At 70.3% G+C, this 18131-nt stretch carries 14 protein-coding genes; 5 read left to right on the top strand and 9 right to left on the bottom strand.

The window, feature by feature from the left end:
- The 5 genes from AC1DXV_RS23875 to AC1DXV_RS23855 all read right to left on the bottom strand — a co-directional run.
- Nucleotides 1-2061, bottom strand: a 2061-nt coding sequence (locus AC1DXV_RS23875) for a sensor histidine kinase (RefSeq protein ID WP_477935855.1), incomplete at its 3' end; no start/stop codon positions are given.
- Nucleotides 2058-2378 carry a circadian clock KaiB family protein gene (locus AC1DXV_RS23870; RefSeq protein WP_477868533.1) on the bottom strand — a complete coding sequence of 107 codons (321 nt, stop codon included), beginning with the start codon at nt 2376-2378 and terminating at the stop codon, nt 2058-2060. The genes AC1DXV_RS23870 and AC1DXV_RS23875, both read right to left, overlap by 4 nt.
- A complete protein-coding gene (locus tag AC1DXV_RS23865; protein WP_477868535.1) occupies nt 2375-2701 on the bottom strand; it encodes a circadian clock KaiB family protein in 327 nt (108 codons plus the stop codon). Before AC1DXV_RS23865 ends, AC1DXV_RS23870 begins: the two co-directional genes overlap by 4 nt.
- Complete coding sequence (gene kaiC / locus AC1DXV_RS23860; RefSeq protein WP_477868537.1) at nt 2698-4200, bottom strand: circadian clock protein KaiC; 1503 nt, start codon at nt 4198-4200, stop codon at nt 2698-2700. Before kaiC ends, AC1DXV_RS23865 begins: the two co-directional genes overlap by 4 nt.
- Before the next feature lie 31 nt (nt 4201-4231).
- On the bottom strand, nt 4232-4597 hold the full coding sequence (locus AC1DXV_RS23855; RefSeq protein ID WP_477868541.1) for a response regulator: 366 nt from the start codon (nt 4595-4597) through the stop codon (nt 4232-4234).
- A 326-nt stretch (nt 4598-4923) separates the two neighbouring features.
- Between AC1DXV_RS23855 and AC1DXV_RS23850 the strand changes: the two genes are divergently transcribed.
- From AC1DXV_RS23850 to AC1DXV_RS23835, 4 genes are all read left to right on the top strand, one after another.
- Nucleotides 4924-9702, top strand: a complete 4779-nt coding sequence (locus AC1DXV_RS23850) for a HAMP domain-containing protein (protein WP_477935854.1) — start codon at nt 4924-4926, stop codon at nt 9700-9702.
- Entirely contained in the window at nt 9699-11876 is a 2178-nt protein-coding gene (locus AC1DXV_RS23845; RefSeq protein ID WP_477935852.1) for a response regulator, read from the top strand. The genes AC1DXV_RS23850 and AC1DXV_RS23845 overlap by 4 nt, the downstream gene beginning before the upstream one ends.
- A gap of 76 nt (nt 11877-11952) precedes the next feature.
- On the top strand, nt 11953-12342 hold the full coding sequence (locus AC1DXV_RS23840) for a hypothetical protein (RefSeq protein WP_477872286.1): 390 nt from the start codon (nt 11953-11955) through the stop codon (nt 12340-12342).
- Nucleotides 12343-12465: 123 nt separating this feature from the next.
- Nucleotides 12466-13233, top strand: a complete 768-nt coding sequence (locus tag AC1DXV_RS23835; protein ID WP_477872288.1) for an alpha/beta fold hydrolase — start codon at nt 12466-12468, stop codon at nt 13231-13233.
- A 15-nt stretch (nt 13234-13248) separates the two neighbouring features.
- Here AC1DXV_RS23835 and AC1DXV_RS23830 read toward each other — a convergent pair whose 3' ends face one another.
- Genes AC1DXV_RS23830 through AC1DXV_RS23820 form a run of 3 tightly spaced genes read right to left on the bottom strand, consistent with a single transcriptional unit; the run spans nt 13249 to nt 16077 of the window.
- A complete protein-coding gene (locus tag AC1DXV_RS23830; protein WP_477872290.1) occupies nt 13249-13998 on the bottom strand; it encodes a substrate-binding periplasmic protein in 750 nt (249 codons plus the stop codon).
- 17 nt (nt 13999-14015) lie between these two features.
- Complete coding sequence (locus AC1DXV_RS23825) at nt 14016-15347, bottom strand: diguanylate cyclase domain-containing protein (protein ID WP_477935850.1); 1332 nt, start codon at nt 15345-15347, stop codon at nt 14016-14018.
- Nucleotides 15319-16077: a substrate-binding periplasmic protein gene (locus AC1DXV_RS23820; protein WP_477866045.1), complete on the bottom strand. Its 759-nt coding sequence runs from the start codon at nt 16075-16077 to the stop codon at nt 15319-15321. The genes AC1DXV_RS23825 and AC1DXV_RS23820 overlap by 29 nt, the downstream gene beginning before the upstream one ends.
- Nucleotides 16078-16209: 132 nt before the next feature.
- On the opposite strand from AC1DXV_RS23820, the gene upp reads away from it, so the two are divergent.
- On the top strand, nt 16210-16842 hold the full coding sequence (gene upp, locus AC1DXV_RS23815; protein WP_477866046.1) for a uracil phosphoribosyltransferase: 633 nt from the start codon (nt 16210-16212) through the stop codon (nt 16840-16842).
- Nucleotides 16843-16862: 20 nt separating this feature from the next.
- Here the strand turns inward: upp and AC1DXV_RS23810 are convergent.
- A partial coding sequence (locus AC1DXV_RS23810; protein ID WP_477935848.1) for a sensor histidine kinase occupies nt 16863-18131 on the bottom strand: 1269 nt, incomplete at its 5' end.

Genomic DNA, 18131 nt, shown 5'->3' with positions numbered 1-18131 from the left:
CGCCAGGGCCGCGGGCAGGCGGGCCGCCACCAGCGGCAGGCGCACGACGAAGCGGCAGCCGCTGCCCATGCCCTCGCTGTGCGCCTCGACCGTGCCGCCGTGCATCTCCACCAGCTGCTTCACCAGCGCGAGGCCGATGCCCAGCCCGCCCTGCGCCCGCGCGACCGAGCGGTCGACCTGCGCGAACATGTCGAACACCCGCGGCAGCATGTCGTGCGAGAGGCCGACGCCGGAGTCCTGCACCGAGATCACCGCCTCGCCGTTCTCCGGATCGGTGCGGCCCTCCTCGCGCCACGCGCCGAGTTCGATCGAGCCGCCCTCGGGCGTGTACTTCGCGGCGTTGTTCAGCAGGTTCGCGACGATCTGGCACAGCCGCGTGGTGTCGCCATCGACGCACAGCTCGCCGGCCGGCGGCAGCTGCACGCGCAGCTCGTGCCGGCCCGCATCGACCAGCGGCCGGCTGGTCTCGACCGCCGTCTTCAGCACCTCGGCCAGGTCGACGCGCGTGCGGCGCAACTCGAGCTTGCCCTGGCTGATGCGGCTCACGTCCAGCAGGTCGTCGACCAGGTGCACCATCTGCCCGAGCTGCCGCTCGATCACCTCGCGCGCATGCGCCTGCGCCACCGGCCCCGGGTTGCGCTGCATGATCTCCAGCGCATTGCGGATCGGCGCCAGCGGGTTGCGCAGCTCGTGCGCCAGCGTCGCGAGGAACTCGTCCTTGCGGCGGTCGTTGTCGTGCAGCGCGGCCTCGGCCAGCTTGCGGTCGGTGATGTCGGCGACGATGCCCAGCAGCCGGCGGCTGCTGCTTCGTGCATCGCCCTCGCTGCCGTAGAACACGCCGTGCGCCTCGATCCAGTGCAGCGAGCCGTCCGGCCACAGCACGCGCGCCTCGAAGTGCAGGTCCTGCTGCGTCGCCTCGCTGGTCTGGAACAGCGCCGCGATGCGTTCGCGGTCGGCCGGGTGCACATGCGACAGCATCACCCGGCTGCCCCACTGGCCCACCGGCTCGTCGTAGCCGAAGCAGCGGTCGTGGCGCAGCGAGGTGCGCGCGGTGTCGCTCGCGATGTCGAGTTCCCACTCGCCGATGCGCGCCGAATCGAGCGTGAACTGCAGCCGCGCCTGGCTCTCGTGGAACGCGGCGTCGATCTGCGCCTGCTCGGTCACGTCGGAGGCGATCACCAGCACCGATTCGACGCTGCCGTCGTCGCCGAACTCCGGCATCAGGCGCGCGTTGAAGAAGCGCTCGCCCTGCGCGGCGCTGTCCATCGCGTAGTTCAGCCGCACCAGCCGGCCGGTGGCGAACACCTCCTTCAGCGCACCGTTCCATTGCGCGCACAGCGCCGCCGGCAGCCCGAGCTCGCCGAAGGTCTTGCCCAGCATGGTCGAGGGCGTGATGCCGAGGTGGCGCTGCACCACCGGGCTGACGTAGACGTGGCGCAACCCGCGGTCGATGCGCGCGAAGATGTCGGGCGAGTTCTCGACCAGCGTCGCGAACTCGCGCTCGCGGCGCGCCAGCGCGAGCGAGGCGATCATCAGCGTCTGCTCGGCCGCCAGGCGCGCGCTCACGTCGCGGATCACGCACAGCCGGCCGATCGGCTCGCCCTGGGCGCCGCGCAGGCGCGACACGGTGCATTCGACGTGCAGGGCCTCGTCGTTGCGCTTCACGTGCAGCAGGCGGGCACGGTAGCTGCCGGTGTCGAGCAGCTCGCGCCGGCAGGCCTCGCGCAGTGCGTCGTCGGGCCAGACCTCGCGGTACAGCTCGTCGCAGCTGCGGCCGAGCAGCGCCGAAGCGCTCTGCCCGTACTGCCGCTCGGCGGCCGCGTTCATGAAGATCAGGTGGCCGCCATCGTCGAACGCGAGCACGGCGTCTTCCATCTGCGTCAGCACCGCGCGACGCAGCTTGTTGTCGGCGGCATTCGCGGTGTCGAGCGTGTAGATGTCGCGGCCGACGACGATCGCGTCGACGTCGCCGTTGCGGATCGCCCGCAGCGTGTCTTCCGCCTCCTCCAGGCGCACCCGCAGGCCCTCGTTGTCGTGCTGCAGGCGGTCGGAGGCCGTCATCCTCCAGCTCCCGCCGCCGGCAGCAGATGCAGCGGGTCGAGCGAACGGCGCAACCGCTCGTCGTCGGACAGGTCACCGATGAAGCGGCGCAGCGGCAAGGGTGCCAGGCGGATCAGCGTCGGCGCCGCGATGATCTGGTCGGCAGCCGCCTGTTCGACGTGCTCGCCGATGTCGAGCACCTCCAGCCGGTAGCGGCCTGTCAGATGGGTCTCGCAGAAGCGCCGCGCATTGACGACCGCCCGCGCCGAGGCCGGCGTCGCCCCCGTGACATAGAGCCGCAGGTCGACGAGGTCCGGCAGGCGGTCGTCCAGGGTCATCGCGCTCGTGCCGAAGACGGCACGTAGGGCCGCACGTCGAGGCCGACCAGCACGCGCTCTTCGTTCGACAGGTCGCCGATGATCTTGCGCATCGGCTCGGGCACCTTGCGCACCAGCGTCGGCACCGCGAGGATCTGGTCGCCGGCGGCCAGCTGCGGGTTGACCAGCAGGTCGACCACCTCGATCGAATAGCGGCCCGCGAGGTGGGTCTCGCAGATGTGCTTGAGGTTGTCGAGGGCCGCCATGGACTTGGCAGTATGCCCCGCGACATACAGCTTCAGCTGCCACTCGGGGTTGGTGGCGATCGCACGCCCGGCGTTCATCCGCGCCCCTCCTGCGCCTCGCGCAGCTTGCGCGCCGAGCCGGTCAGCACGCGCTGGTCGGACACGAACACGTCGACCAGCTCGACACCGTGCTCGCTGAGCAGGAACTCGCGCACCTGGTTCGAATGCGGCATGCCGCGCGACTTGACGACCTGCAGCGTGCGGGTGCGTTCGCCGTTCAGTTCGAGGTTCGCCAGCACGATCCAGCTGTCCATCAGCGACGAGACGCCGACGCCGGAACTGTCGAACACCTCGGTGACCGGGCCATGCGCCAGCGTCGTGAACAGCGAGGTCACGCCCTGCTGCTTCAGGAAATCGATCAGCCGGATCAGCGTGGCCTGCAGCGAGCTGTCGGCCTGGCTCATCACGAGGTTGCTGATCGGGTCGATCACGACCGCGTCGGGCCGCGCCGACCTGACGATGTCGTACATCGCCACCAGGTGCTGCTCCAGCCCGTGCAGCGTCGGCCGCGACGCATGGATCTCCAGCAGCCCCTTGGCCTTCCAGCGCCCGAGGTCGATGCCGATCGACTTCATGTTGCGGATCAGCTGGCTCTCGGACTCCTCGTACGCGAACAGCACCGCCTTCTCGCCGCGCGCGCACACCGCATCGACGAAGCTCGCGCCGACGCTGCTCTTGCCGGTGCCGGCCGTGCCGGAGACCAGCACGCTGCTGCCGCGGAACACGCCGCGCCCGCCGAGCATGCCGTCGAGCCCGCGCACGCCGGTCGACACCCGTTCGTCGCTGGCCTGGTGGTCGAGCCGCAGCGAGGTGATCGGCAGCACCGACAGGCCGCTCGCGCCGATCAGGAACGGGTACTCGTTGGTGCCGTGCGCCGAGCCGCGGTACTTGACGACGCGCAGCCGGCGCGTGGACACCTGGTCGATGATGCGGTGATCGAGCAGCAGCACGCAGTCGGCCACGTACTCCTCGAGCCCGTAGCGGGTCAGCGTGTTCTCGCCGCGCTCGCCGGTGACGATGGCCGTCATGCCGCGGTCCTTCAGCCAGTGGAACAGCCGGCGCAGCTCGGCGCGCAGCAGCGCCTGGTTCGGCAGGCCCGAGAACAGCGCCTCGATGGTGTCGAGCACCACGCGCTTCGCGCCGATGCGGCGGATCGCGTGGTCGAGCCGGATGAACATGCCCTCGAGGTCGTACTCGCCGGTCTCCTCGATCTCGCTGCGCTCGATCTTCACCTGGTCGATCGCCAGCTTGCCTTCGGCCTGCAGCACGTCCAGGTCGTGGCCGAGCGAGCGCATGTTGGCGACCAGGTCGTCGCTGCTTTCCTCGAAGCTCATGAACACGCCCGGCTCGCCGTACTGCAGCGCGCCATTCACCAGGAACTCGGCGGCCAGCAGCGTCTTTCCGCAGCCGGCAGCGCCGCACACCAGCGTCGGCCGGCCGCGCGGCAGGCCGCCTTCGGTGATCTCGTCGAGACCGGCGATGCCGGTCGGCGCCTTCGGCAGCAGCCGGTCGGGCGAGTCAAGGGAGGGTCTCTTCATGCGGGTTGTTCTCCTCTTCTTCTGTCAACCGTCAACCACGGGTCCTGACCGCAGCGCTGATCTCGTCCATCAACGCCTCGAGCTCCTCGGGCTCGAACGGCTTGCGCAGCGCCCGCACGTTCGGGCCGAACTGCCGCACCCACTCGCCGAACTCGTAGCCCGAGCACAGCACCACCCAGCGCTCGGGCTGCTTCGCGAGCAGCTGCTTCGCGAGGTCGGTGCCGGAGATGCCGGGCAGGCTGACGTCGGTGATGACGATGTCGTACTCGTTCGCGGCACACAGCGCCAGCGCCTCTTCGCCGTTGGCGCACGCGGTCAGCGTGCGCCCGGGCTGCTCCATCAGCATCGAGATGCTCAGTCGCAGGTCGTCGTTGTCTTCGACGTAGAGCACGGTCACATCTTGCAAATCGGGTCCTCCAGCGGATGCCATGGTGAAAAAGTCTACGCTGCCGCAACGGGTTTCCGAACCCGCCGGCGGGGCATGAAGCCGGAGGGGTGGGGGCTCGCCAACCCAGCAAACTCGCGGGTTGCCGGGGCACGGCGCACCGGATGTAGTCCCCATCCTACAAGCGCAGACGGTACCGTCCGTCACAAGCTTGCGACGATGCAGCGGTAGTCTGCGGGACCACGCGCACGCTTCGCATGCAAAAAGACATGCGGCGGGCCGGGATCGACACCGCCATCCTGCTCTCGCCGGCTTCAATCTGTCTGGAAAGCCCTGTCATGAACGTGATCGAACTCAACGAAATCGCGACCCCGGAGCGCGAGATGGCCACCCTGCTCGCCGCGCTGACGCAGCTGCGGCGCGGCGACGCCAGCGTGCGCCTGCCGCTGCACTGGGAGGGCCTGCCGGGCAAGGTGGCCGACGTCTTCAACGACCTGGTCGAGCAGAACGCCGCGATGGCCGACGAGCTCGGCCGGCTGCGCCAGGTGGTCGGCAAGGAAGGCAAGCTGAAGCAGCGCGCGGTGCTCAGCGAGACGCGCGGCTTCTGGGGCGCCTCGATCGACTCGATCAATGCGCTGATCGACGACCTGGTGCACCCGACCAGCGAGGTGGCGCGGGTGATCGGCGCGGTGGCCCAGGGCGACCTGAGCAAGAGCATGGCACTGGAGGTCGAGGGCCGCGAGCTCGAGGGCGAATTCCTGCGCACCGCGAAGACCATCAACAAGATGGTCGAGCAGCTCGGCAACTTCTCGGCCGAGGTGACGCGCGTGGCGCGCGAGGTGGGCACCGAGGGYWYGCTGGGCGGCCAGGCSMRGGTGRARGGCGTGKCSGGCACCTGGAAGGACCTGACCGAYTCGGTCAACTCGATGGCCGGCAACCTGACCRACCAGGTGCGCAACATCGCCGACGTGACGACCGCCGTCGCGAAGGGCGACCTGTCGAAGAAGATCGACGTCGACGTGAAGGGCGAGTTCCAGGACCTGACCGATTCGGTCAACTCGATGGCCGGCAACCTGACCAGCCAGGTGCGCAACATCGCCGACGTGACCAAGGCGGTGGCCGCCGGCGACCTGTCGAAGAAGATCACCGTCGACGTGAAGGGCGAGATCCTGGAGCTGAAGAACACCGTCAACACGATGGTCGACCAGCTGCGATCGTTCGCCGCCGAGGTGACGCGCGTCGCGCGCGAGGTGGGCACCGAAGGCATCCTGGGCGGCCAGGCCGACGTGCAGGGCGTGGCCGGCACCTGGAAGGACCTGACCGAKTCGGTSAACTYSATGGCCGGCAACCTGACCAGCCAGGTGCGCAACATCGCCGAGGTGACGACCGCGGTGGCCGCCGGCGACCTGTCGAAGAAGATCACCGTCGACGTGAAGGGCGAGATCTCGGAGCTGAAGAACACCATCAACACGATGGTCGACCAGCTGCGCTCGTTCGCCKCSGARGTGACGCGSGTGGCGCGCGARGTGGGCACCGAAGGCAAGCTGGGTGGCCAGGCCGACGTGCAGGGCGTGGCCGGCACCTGGAAGGACCTGACCGACTCGGTGAACCTGATGGCGTCGAACCTGACCAGCCAGGTGCGCAACATCGCCGACGTGACGAAGGCGGTGGCCGCCGGCGACCTGTCGAAGAAGATCACGGTCGACGTGAAGGGCGAGATCCTGGAGCTGAAGGCCACCATCAACACGATGGTCGACCAGCTGTCGTCGTTCGCCGCCGAAGTGACGCGCGTGGCGCGCGAAGTGGGCACCGAAGGCCGGCTCGGCGGGCAGGCGCAGGTGCGCGACGTGTCGGGCACCTGGAAGGACCTGACCGACAACGTGAACTTCATGGCCGGCAACCTGACCGGCCAGGTGCGCGGCATCGCCAAGGTGGTGACCGCGGTGGCCAACGGCGACCTGCAGCAGAAGCTGACGGTGGAGGCCAAGGGCGAGATCGCCGCGCTGGCCGAGACCATCAACAGCATGACCGAGACGCTCGCGACCTTCGCCGACCAGGTGACCACGGTGGCGCGCGAGGTCGGCGTGGAGGGCAAGCTCGGCGGCCAGGCCAAGGTGCCCGGCGCGRCCGGCACCTGGAAGGGCCTGACCGAGAACGTCAACCAGCTGGCCGCCAACCTGACCACGCAGGTGCGCGCCATCGCCGAGGTGGCGACCGCGGTGACGCAGGGCGACCTGACGCGCTCGATCACGGTGGAGGCGCAGGGCGAGGTGGCCGCGCTGAAGGACACCATCAACGAGATGATCCGCAACCTGAAGGACACCACGCAGAAGAACACCGAGCAGGACTGGCTGAAGACCAACCTCGCGAAGTTCAGCCGCATGCTGCAGGGCCAGAAGGACCTGCTGACGGTGGGCCAGCTGATCCTGTCCGAACTGGCGCCGGTGGTCGGCGCGCAGCAGGCCGAGTTCTACGTGCTGACCGGCAGCGGCGGCCTGGGCCCGCGGCTGAAGCTGTTCGGCAGCTACGCGTCGGGCGGCCAGGCCTCGCACGGCAAGGAGGTCGACCTCGGCCAGGGCCTGGTCGGCCAGTGCGCGGTCGAGAAGACCAAGATCCTGGTGACCAACGTGCCGGGCAGCGCGTTCCGCATCGCCACCGGCCTGAGCGAGGGCGCGGCGCTCGACATCCTGGTGCTGCCGATCGTCTTCGAGGGCGAGGTGCGCGGCGTGCTGGAGCTGGCCTCGCTGGAGCGCTTCAACCCGGCGCACCAGGCCTTCCTCGACCAGCTGACCGAATCGATCGGCATCGTGATCAACACGATCAGCGCGAACATGCGCACCGAAGACCTGCTGACGCAGTCGCAGTCGCTGGCCGAGGAGCTGCAGAGCCGCCAGCAGGAGCTGCAGCAGACCAACGAGGAGCTGCAGGAGAAGGCGCGGCTGCTGGTGCACCAGAACCAGGAAGTGGAGCGCAAGAACCAGGAAGTGGAGCAGGCCCGGCAGGCGCTGGAAGAGAAGGCCGAGCAGCTCGCGCTGACCTCGAAGTACAAGTCCGAATTCCTGGCCAACATGTCGCACGAGCTGCGCACGCCGCTGAACAGCCTGCTGATCCTGTCCGACCAGCTGTGCAAGAACAGCGACGGCAACCTGACGCCGCGCCAGGTGGAGTTCGCGAAGACCATCCACCTGTCGGGCAACGACCTGCTGATGCTGATCAACGACATCCTCGACCTGTCGAAGATCGAATCGGGCACGGTCGCGGTGGATGTCTCGGAGCTGCGGCTGGAAGACCTGCAGCGCTCGGTGGACCGCAGCTTCCGCCACGTCGCCGAATCGCGCCACGTCGCGTTCGAGATCGGCGCGCCGGTGCGGATCGCCCCGCTGCCGAAGACCATCGTCACCGACGTGAAGCGGCTGCAGCAGATCATCAAGAACCTGCTGTCGAACGCGTTCAAGTTCACGCACCAGGGCGCGGTGCGGCTGACGATGGAGGTGGTGGACCGCGGCTGGTCGCGCGACAACGAGGACCTGAACCGCGCGTCGCAGGTGATCGCGTTCTCGGTGTCGGACACCGGCATCGGCATCTCGCCGGACAAGCAGCAGATCATCTTCGAGGCCTTCCAGCAGGCCGACGGCTCGACCTCGCGCAAGTACGGCGGCACGGGCCTGGGCCTCGCGATCAGCCGCGAGCTGGCGCGGCTGCTGGGCGGCGAGATCCGGCTGGTCAGCGCACCGGCCGAGGGCAGCACCTTCACGCTGTACCTGCCGCAGAGCTACAGCGCCACGCGCAGCCTGCGCCACGGCCGCAACGCGCCGCCGGTGGTGATCGCCGAGGCGCTGCCGGTGCTGGAGCGGATCCGCACCGAGGCGCCGCTGCCGGCCAACGAGGGCAGCGATGCCGACGAGCTGGCCGACAACGCCGCCGACGACGACCGCGCCGACATCCTGCTCGGCGACAAAGTGCTGCTGATCGTCGAGAACGACCTGGCCTTCGCCGACGTGCTGCTGCAGGCGGCGCGCCGCGTCGGCTTCAAGGGACTGGTCAGCACCAGCGGCGCCACCGCGCTCGCGCTGACGCGCGACTTCCAGCCGGCCGTCATCACGCTCGACATCTTCCTGCCCGACATGGAGGGCTGGCGCATCCTGGAGCGGCTGAAGTCCGACCTCGCGACGCGCCACATCCCGGTCTGCGTGGTGTCCACCGACGACTCGCGCGAACGCGCGCTGCGCTCGGGTGCGGTGGGCTTCCTGACGAAGCCGCTGCAATCGGTCGACGAGGTCGAGGAGGCGCTCGGCCACCTGCACGAGTTCGCCGAGCGGCGCCGCAAGCGGCTGCTGGTGATGATGGCCGACACGCCGGCGCGCGCCGCCTTCCTGGACGCGCTCGACACCGAGACCGACATCGTGCAGGCCAGCGGTGTCGACGAGGCGCGCGAGCGCATCGCGCACGGCAGCATCGACTGCCTGATCACCGACGGCAGCGTCGCCGACTTCGGTCCCGAGGACGTGATCGAGTCGCTCGAATCGCGGCCGCTCGCGCGCCAGCTGCCGATCGTGCTGGCCAGCCGCGACCCTGCGGTGTGCGTGAGCTGGGAGCGCGGCCACAGCGCATTCGCGCTGCGCCGCGCCGACACGCTGGAGCGCATGCTGGACGCGTCGGCGTTCTTCCTGCACCGCGGCGAGGCGACGATGTCGGAAGAAGAGCGCCGCTCGGCGCGCGAGCTGGATGACGCCGACCGCCGGCTGCACGGCCGCAAGGTGCTGATCGTCGACGACGACATGCGCAACATCTTCGCGCTGGCGACGGTGCTGGACAACCACGGCATGGTGATCGTCTCGGCCGAGAACGGCCGCGATGCGATCCGGCTGGTGGAGACCGACCCGAGCATCGACATCGTGCTGATGGACATCATGATGCCGGAGATGGATGGCATGGAGACGATGCGCCAGATGCGCCGGCTGCCGCGCGGCAAGGAGCTGCCGCTGATCGCGGTGACGGCCAAGGCGATGAAGGGCGACCGCGAGAAGTGCATCGACGCCGGGGCCTGGGACTACCTCTCCAAGCCGGTCGACACGGCCTACCTGCTGGTCGTGCTGCGCGGCTGGCTCAGCAAGTGAGTACCGCCGCGACCGACCCGGACAGCCGGGTCAATATCCTGGTCGTGGACGACCTGCCGGAGAAGCTGCTGGTCTTCGGCACCGTGCTCGAGGAGCTCGGCCAGAACCTGGTGTTCGTGCGCTCCGGCCGCGAGGCGCTGCGCGAGGTGCTGCAGCGCGAGTTCGCGGTGATCCTGCTCGACGTCAACATGCCCGACATCGACGGCTTCGAGACGGCCGCGCTGATCCGGCAGTACAAGCGCTCGGTCGACACGCCGATCATCTTCATCACCTCGTACGCCGACGAAATGCAGACCGAGCGCGGCTATGCGCTGGGCGCGGTCGACTACATCCAGTCGCCGGTGGTGCCGCACATCCTGCGCAGCAAGGTGCGGGTGTTCGTGCGGCTGTTCGCGATGCAGCGGCAGATCCGCGAGCAGGCCGATGCGCACGTGGCGGTGGCGGCCGCCGAGGCGGCGCGCCGTGTCGCGGAGGACAACGACCGCCGCTCGGCCTTCCTGGCCGACGCGAGCCGGGTGCTCAGCGGCTCGCTGCAGGCCGAGGTGTGCGTGCAGGCGCTGGCCGAGCTGCTGGTGCCGGCGATGGCGAGCGCCGCGGTCGTGCTGCCCGGCGACGAGCCGGGGGCGCGCCAGCGGCTGGTGGTCGCGTCGGCGGGTACGGGTGCAGGCCACACCGCCCACCGCATGCTGATGGACCTCACGCCGCCGCTCGCCGCGGCACTGCGCCAGGCGCTGGCCGAGCGCCGCACCGTCGTGCTGGCAGCGAACGAGCTTGCCGCACTCGCGCCCGATGCCTTCGGCCCGGGCCGTGCGCGGGCCGTGCCCTGGCAGGCGGTGCAGGCGCTGCCGCTGGTCAACGGCGACCGCCTGCTCGGCGCGCTGCTGGTGGCGACCGACGATGCCGCGCAGCGACCCGACTGGCGCGTGCTCGACGACCTCGCGGCACGCGCCGCGGCCGCGCTGGAGAACGCCATCCTCTACGGCAGCCTGCAGGGCGAGATCGTCGAGCGGCGCGCCGCCGAGATGCAGCTGCAGGAGGCCGGGCGGCGCAAGGACGAGTTCCTCGCGATGCTGTCGCACGAGCTGCGCAACCCGCTGGCGCCGATCCGCACCGCGCTGGAGGTGATCCGCCGCATCGCGCCGCCCGACCCGAAATTCGGCTGGGCCACCGACATCATGGTGCGCCAGCTCAAGCAGATGACGCGGCTGATCGAGGAACTGCTCGACGTGGCCCGCATCAGCCAGGGCAAGATCGTGCTGAGCCGCGAGAAGGTGGACCTGAACGCGGTGATCACGCAGAGCGTCGAGACCGCGCAGCCGCTGATCGACGCCCGCGAGCAGCGGCTGCAGGTGCTGCCGCTGGCCGAGCCGATGTGGCTGCACGGCGATTTCGCGCGGCTCGCGCAGATCGTGTCGAACCTGCTGAACAACGCCTCGAAGTACAGCGAGAAGGGCACGCGCATCGCGCTCGAGGCCAGCACCACCGAGCAGGGCGCGGTGATCCAGGTGCGCGACCAGGGCATCGGCATCGATGCGCAGCTGCTGCCGCGCATCTTCGACCTGTTCACGCAGGGCTCGCGCACGCTGGACCGGGCCCAGGGCGGGCTGGGCGTCGGGCTGACGCTCGCACAGCGCCTCGCGCAGATGCACGGCGGCAGCCTGGAGGCGGCGAGCGACGGCATCGGCCGCGGCGCGGTGTTCACGCTGCGGCTGCCGTGCGTCGGGCTGGTGCGCTCCGGCGAGGCCGGCGGCCCCGCACTCGAGCCCGGGGCGCCGCAGCCGGCACGGGTGCTGGTGGTCGACGACAACCACGACGCGGCGCACAGCGTGGCCGACCTGCTCGCCCTCGGCGGCCACCAGGTGCGCACCGCCGCCGACGGCCGCGAGGCGCTGGCGGTGGCCGAGAGCTTCGGCCCCGAGGTGGTGGTGCTCGACATCGGGCTGCCGATCCTCGACGGCTACGAGGTCGCCGCGCGCCTGCGCACGATGGACGGCACGCGCAGCGCGCTGCTGCTCGCGCTGACCGGCTACGGCCAGCAGGAAGACCGCCTGCGCGCCGAGGCGGCCGGCTTCGACCACCATTTCGTCAAGCCGGCCGATCCGGTGGCGCTGCAGAAGTGCATCGATGGGTGGCTGCGGCAGCGCCGCGACGCCGACCGGCAGGAAGCCGGCTGAACGGGGGACGGGGGAACGGACGGACCGAACCCTCTTGCCGTGGAACCCGGCGCGCCCGGCGGTTACTCAAGCGCGCATGAGAGGCTGGCGCGATTACCTGTGGATCACCTGGTGGCGTTCGCTGTGGGACGGCCGCGCCACCTTCAAGGACCTCCGCGAGCGTCCTCGCGTCACGGCGCGAACGCCGCAGGAGCGCCTGCTGCAGCGGCTGGACGAGGAATTCGTTCGCCACGTGCCCGACGCCGACAGCGTCGTGTTCGCGCTGCGCCACTGGCTCGACACGCTCGACGGCCACCTCGACCTGTCGCGCTGCGACCGCGCCGCGGTGCGCCAGCTGCCCCCGGACCTGATCGGCGACATCATCACCCATGTCACCCAGCGCAGCGGGCACGAGCAGCTGCGCATCACGCTGCCTCCGGGGATGAACCGGCAGCTCGGCTGGTGGTCCCGCTACGGGCTCGGCTGAGCCGGGCTTCCGACACGCCTGCAGGGCACTTCCCCGAAGTCCTACACGGATTGCCTCTTTTGCCCGATAGGCATCGCCGGGTCGCGGCGCTAGCCTGGGGGCAACGAATCTCAGGAGCGCCCCATGGGTCCCAGCACCGACACCTGCCTGCCGTCCGCTGCGCTGGGCCTGGCACCGATCTCCCGCCCGGCCCTCGGGCTGCTGGTCAGCGAACCGTGGCGCGCCGCCGTCGAACTGGCCTCGCACCGCCTGCGCCGCGGCTTCTCCAAGGTGCAGGCCGGCGACGGCCACCCGGTCGTCATCTTCCCCGGCCTCGCCGCCGACGGCAGCGCGGTCGCGACGCTGCGTGAACACTGCAGCGCCCTCGGCTACACCGCCTTCGACTGGGGCCGCGGCCTGAACGTCGGCCCGCGCGGCGACGTCGATGCCTGGATGGCCGAGCTCGCCGACCATGTCCAGGCGCTGCTGAAACCCCACGCCGGCCGCGCGACGCTGGTCGGCTGGAGCCTCGGCGGCCTCTACGCCCGCGAACTCGGCAAGCTGCTCGCGCCGCAGGTGCGCCGTGTCATCACGATCGGCACGCCGTTCAACGCCGAGGCCGACCACAGCCACGTCGGCTGGCTGTACCGGCTGCTGAACGGCGCGCCGGCCCGGCTCGACCCGGCGATGAGCCGCCGCCTGCGCACGCCGCCGCCCGTGCCCACCGCATCGATCTACAGCCGCAACGACGGCATCGTCGCGTGGCAGACCTGCATCCACGGCCCGCAGGAACACGCCACTGGCCTGGTGCGCGACCTCGAGGTCGACAGCAGCCACATCGGCATGGTGTGGAACCCGCGCGTGCTGAACGCGGTCGGCGAGCTGCTGGCCCAGCCGGCCACCGGCCACTGAGCACCCGGCACCGGCTCAGCGCGCCGGCCAGCCCATCAGCCGCGCCAGCGTGCCGTCGGCCTTCACCTTCTCGAACGCCGCGCGCGTGCGCGCCACCACGTCGTCGGGCGTGGCCCGGCCATAGGCCATGAACAGGCCGGTCGACAGCCCGTCCAGCGTGTAGACCTTCTCCAGCACCGTCGCGCAATCGATGTGCGACTCCTCGCACTGCTGCTGCACGTCGCGCTCGGGCATCGGCACCAGCTGCACCTGGCGGTGCAGCAGCTTGCGGAAGTTGTCGGCGTTCTGCGCCGACACCACCAGCCGCGTGAAGCCCTGCGACTGCAGGTACTGCTCGCGCACGTCGCCGCGCAGCACGCCGACGCTGTAGGCCCTGGCGTCCTGCAGCGTGCGCACCACCACCTCGGTGTCGGTGCGCAGCTTGTACAGGTGGTAGTCGATGCGCATGAACTCGCCGGCCCACTTGAACTTGTCCTCGCGCTGCGGCGTGCGCGCGATCATGAAGATCAGCACGTTCGGCTCCTGCAGCGCCATGTCGTAGGCACGCGCCCAGGGGTAGACGCCGGCACGGTAGTCGGTGAAGCCGGCGCGCCGCATCGTCGCGGCCACCACCTCGCTGGCCGGGCCGGTCACGCGGCCGGCGCTCAGCCACGTGTAGCCGGACTCCTCGGTGACGCCGCGGATGGCCTGCGCCTGCGCGGCGCTGCCGGCGCAGGCCGAGGCCAGCGCGAGGATGCTGTGGGCGAGACGGAAAGCAAGGCGCATCGTCGTCCTCCTGCGGTTCAGGCGGCCACCCGGTCGCGGCCCTGTCGTTTGGCGCGGTACAGCGCCTGGTCGGCGCGGTGCAGCAGCGCCTCGAAGCGGTCCATCGTGTCGGCGTCGAACTGCGCGACGCCGATGCTCAGCGTGACGCGCGGCGCCACCTGCGACGCGCTGTGCGGGATGTCGCGCTCGGCCAGCGCCGCGCGCAGCCGCTCGGCCGCGGCCTGCGCCTGCACCGCGTCGACCGCCGGCAGCAGCACCGCGAACTCCTCCCCGCCGATGCGCGCGGCCAGCTCGCCGGCACGGCCGAAGGTCTCGCGCAGCGTCTGCGCGATCAGGCGCAGGCAGTCGTCGCCCAGCGCATGGCCGTAGGTGTCGTTGTAGCGCTTGAAGAAATCCACGTCGCACAGCAGCACCGACAGCGGCTGGCCCAAACGCTGCGCGCGGCGGAACTCGATGTCCTTCACCTCGTCGAAATGGCGCCGGTTCGCGAGGCCCGTCAGCGGGTCGCTGCGCGACAACGCCTGCAGCTGCGCGTTGGCGGCGCGCAGCTCGGCGGTCTGCTCGTCGACCAGCTCGGCCAGCCGGTCGCGGTGGGCCGCGAGGTCGCTCTCGTCGCGGCGCTGGCGCGCCAGGTAGTCCGACAGGTTGCCCTGCAGCTGGTTGACGCCCGATTCGAGCAGGCTCAGCTCGTCGCGCCGGCCGGGCTTGCGCTCGAGGCGCAGCGTGCGGTCCAGCGTCTGCGGCGTCAGCTCATCGAGGTGGCGAGCGACGCGCCGCACGTGCACGGTGACGGTGCGGTTGAACACCCACATCACCAGGCCGGCCAGCAGCAGCGACTGGATCAGCTGGGTCAGCACGATGCCGGCCAGCTCGCCGCGCAGGCGCTCCCACAGCACGCGCTCGTCGCCTTCGAGCGTCAGCTCGCCGACGGTCTCGGCCGCGCCCGGATACGGCTCGTAGCTCAGCTTGCGGCGCAGCACCGGCGCGCGCTGCGACGGCTCGGCGCCCTCGCGGCGCTGCATCATCACCTCGGTGGTGCGGCCGTTCTGCAGCAGCCGCAGCTCGACGCGGCCGACCGGGCTCACCTGCGCGACGCCGCTCACATGGGTCTGCAGCGCGTCGCGGTCCATCTCCCAGATGGCCTTGGCGAGCGTGCGCTGGAAGACCTCGTCGATCAGCGTCAGCTCGGCGGTCATCGCCGCCAGGTTGCCCTGCCAGGCCGACCAGGTGCGCACCGCCACCGCCGCCCCCGTGAAGACGATGCCGAACAGCAGCGTCGCCAGCACCAGCTGGCGGCCGAGCGGGCTGTGCGGCCCGCCGTCAGAGCCACTTKCGCTGGAGGCTCTCATAGGTGCCGTTGCGGCGGATCGCGTCCAGCCCCTTGCGGAATCGCTCGACCAGCGCGTCCGGCGTCTTCAGGCTGAACGCCATGTCGAGCCCGCCTTCGCTGCCGAGGTCGGGCAGGGCGAGCGCACGCTGCAGGATGCGGGCGGGGTCGTCGCCGGCCTGGCGCACCAGGTAGATCGCGTTCAACTCGTTGGCGATCCACAGGTCGACGCGGCCGCCCTTCAGCTTCTCGTAGTTCAGCTCGTAGCGGTTGCTGGACTGCAGGTTCTGGCCGAGCTTGAAGCCCTTGTCGACCAGGTATTGTTCGCCGGCATCCTCGTTGACGGTGGCGGTCTGGTAGCGGCGCGCGTCGTCCAGCGTCTTCACCGGCAGCGTGCGGCCGCCGAGCGAGAACAGGTACCAGCGCGTCGGCGCGATCACCCCGACCCACTTGAAGCGTTTCTCGCGCTGCGGCGTGCGGGTGATCGAGTAGATCAGCACGTTCTCCTGGTTCAGCGCGATGTCGTAGGCGCGCGCCCAGGGCATCACCTGGATCGGCGTGTCGGCCAGGCCGGCCTCCTTCAGCACGGCCTGCACGACCTCGGTGCCGAGCCCGGTCACCTGGCCGTTCAGCGTCATGTTGTACGGCGGCAGTTCCTCGGTGACGATGCGCAGCGACTGCGCGGCCGCCAGCAGGGGCAGCATCCCGAGCAGGCAGCAGGCAAGACGGCGCGAGAAGGACGGAACGGACATGCGATGGGAATTCGGACGCAGCGACGACTGTCTTTCGACAGGGCCGGTGCGCGACTTGAGCGGCGCAGCGTGACGAAATGCTGGTTGCTTGCAACTGGAGCCGATATAACTGGCAAACCCCGAGGAGAGCCCATGACCGCACCCGTGCACCACGTCACCCACCCGCTGATCCAGCACAAGCTCACGCTGATGCGCCAGAAGGACCGCAGCACCAACAGTTTCCGGCGCCTGCTGAACGAGATCAGCATGCTGATGGCCTACGAGGTCACGCGCGACATGCCGACGCAGATGATCGAGATCGAGACGCCGCTCGAGACCATGCAGGCGCCGGTGATCGACGGCAAGAAGACGGTGTTCGTCAGCATCATGCGGGCCGGGGCCGGCTTCCTCGACGGCATGCTGAACGTGGTGCCGGGCGCGCGCATCGGCCACGTCGGGCTGTACCGCGACCCGAAGACGCTGGTGGCGGTGGAGTACTACTTCAAGATGCCGGCCAACATGCACGAGCGCGACGCGATCGTGCTCGACCCGATGCTGGCCACCGGCAACTCGGCGGTCGCGGCGGTCGACCGGCTGAAGGAGACGCGGCCGAAGTCGATCCGCTTCGTGTGCCTGCTGGCGGCGCCAGAGGGCCTGAAGCACTTCCAGTCGTCGCATCCGGACGTGCCGGTGTACGTGGCGGCGATCGACCGGCAGCTCGATGAGCACGGCTACATCGTGCCCGGCCTCGGCGATGCGGGGGATCGGTTGTTCGGCACCAAGTAGCCCGGGTGCCAACCCGGGGATCAACGGTCTGGCATCCCCGGATTGGCATCCGGGCTACGGGGAATGGTGATGGCCACGCGCAACCCGCCGTCCGGCCGGTTCGCCAGCGCGATCCGCCCGCCGTGCGCCTCGGCGATCTCGCGCGCCAGCGCCAGCCCGAGCCCGGTGCCGGCCCGCTTGGTCGAATAGAACGGCAACAGCGCCTGCGCGAGCACCGTGTCGCTCATGCCCGGGCCGCGATCGGCCACCTCGAAGCGGATCTCCGCCCCGGTGTCGGCGATCGACAGCGTGACCCCCTCGGCCGGCCCGCCGGCCTCGTGCGCGTTCTTCAGCAGGTTGATCAGCGCCTGCTCGACCTGCCCCGCATCGAATACCCCGTTCCGCGCCGGCGGCTCGCCGCTGCGCTCGAACGGGTACTGCGCCGTGAGCGCCGCCAGGAACGGCGCCCAGTCGACGCGCTCCGGCCGCGGCGCCGGCAGCTTCGCGAAGCGCGCGTAGCCGTCGAGGAAGCCGTGCAGGTGCCGCGAGCGCTCGCCGATGGTCGCGAACACCTCCTGCAGCCGCTGCGCATCGCCGCGCCGCGCCAGCTCGGCACCGCTGTGCGCGAGCGACGAGATCGGCGCCAGCGAGTTGTTCAGCTCGTGGCTGATGACGCGGATCACGCGTTTCCAGGTGGCGACCTCCTGGCGCGACAGCTCGCGCGTCATGCGCCGGAACAGCAGCAGCCGGTGCGGCCGGCCCTGCAGCCGGAACTGGCGCTGCGACAGGTGGAAGGTCTCGTCGCTGCCGTCCAGCGTGACGCTGAACAGCGCGTCGGTGCCCTCCTCGACCGCCCGCGCGAGCGCCGGCGGCAGCGTCGCGAGCAACGCGGCGAAATCGCTGCCCTCCAGGCTGCGGCCTTCGCCCAGCAGCTGGCGCGCGGCGATGTTGGCGTAGGCCACGCGCTGCCGCAGGTCGGTCAGCACCAGCGCGACCGGCGTGTTCTGCACCACGGTGTCGAGCAGCAGCTCGCGCTGCGCCAGGTGCTGGCGCTGGTCGCGCAGCGCATGGCCGAGCGTGTTGTGCTGCTGCACCAGCGCGCCGAGCTCGCCGCCGTGGTCGTCGCTGATCGAGACGCTGAAATCGCCGTCGCGGTAGCTGAGCACCGCGCTCTCCAGCGAGCGCAGCAGGCGCTTCAACGGCGCGACCAGCCGCGCCGAGCTCCACGCCGCCAGCAGCAGCGCGAATACGGCGGCCGCGCCGACCAGCAGCGCCGCGTGGCCGCCCCAGCGCGCCAGCGCCGCCAGCAC

The sequence above is a fragment of the Rhizobacter sp. P3_C12 genome, assembly GCF_056402735.1.
The sequence above is the reverse complement of the archived record's forward strand: the minus strand, read 5'-3'. Positions and strand labels throughout refer to the sequence as shown.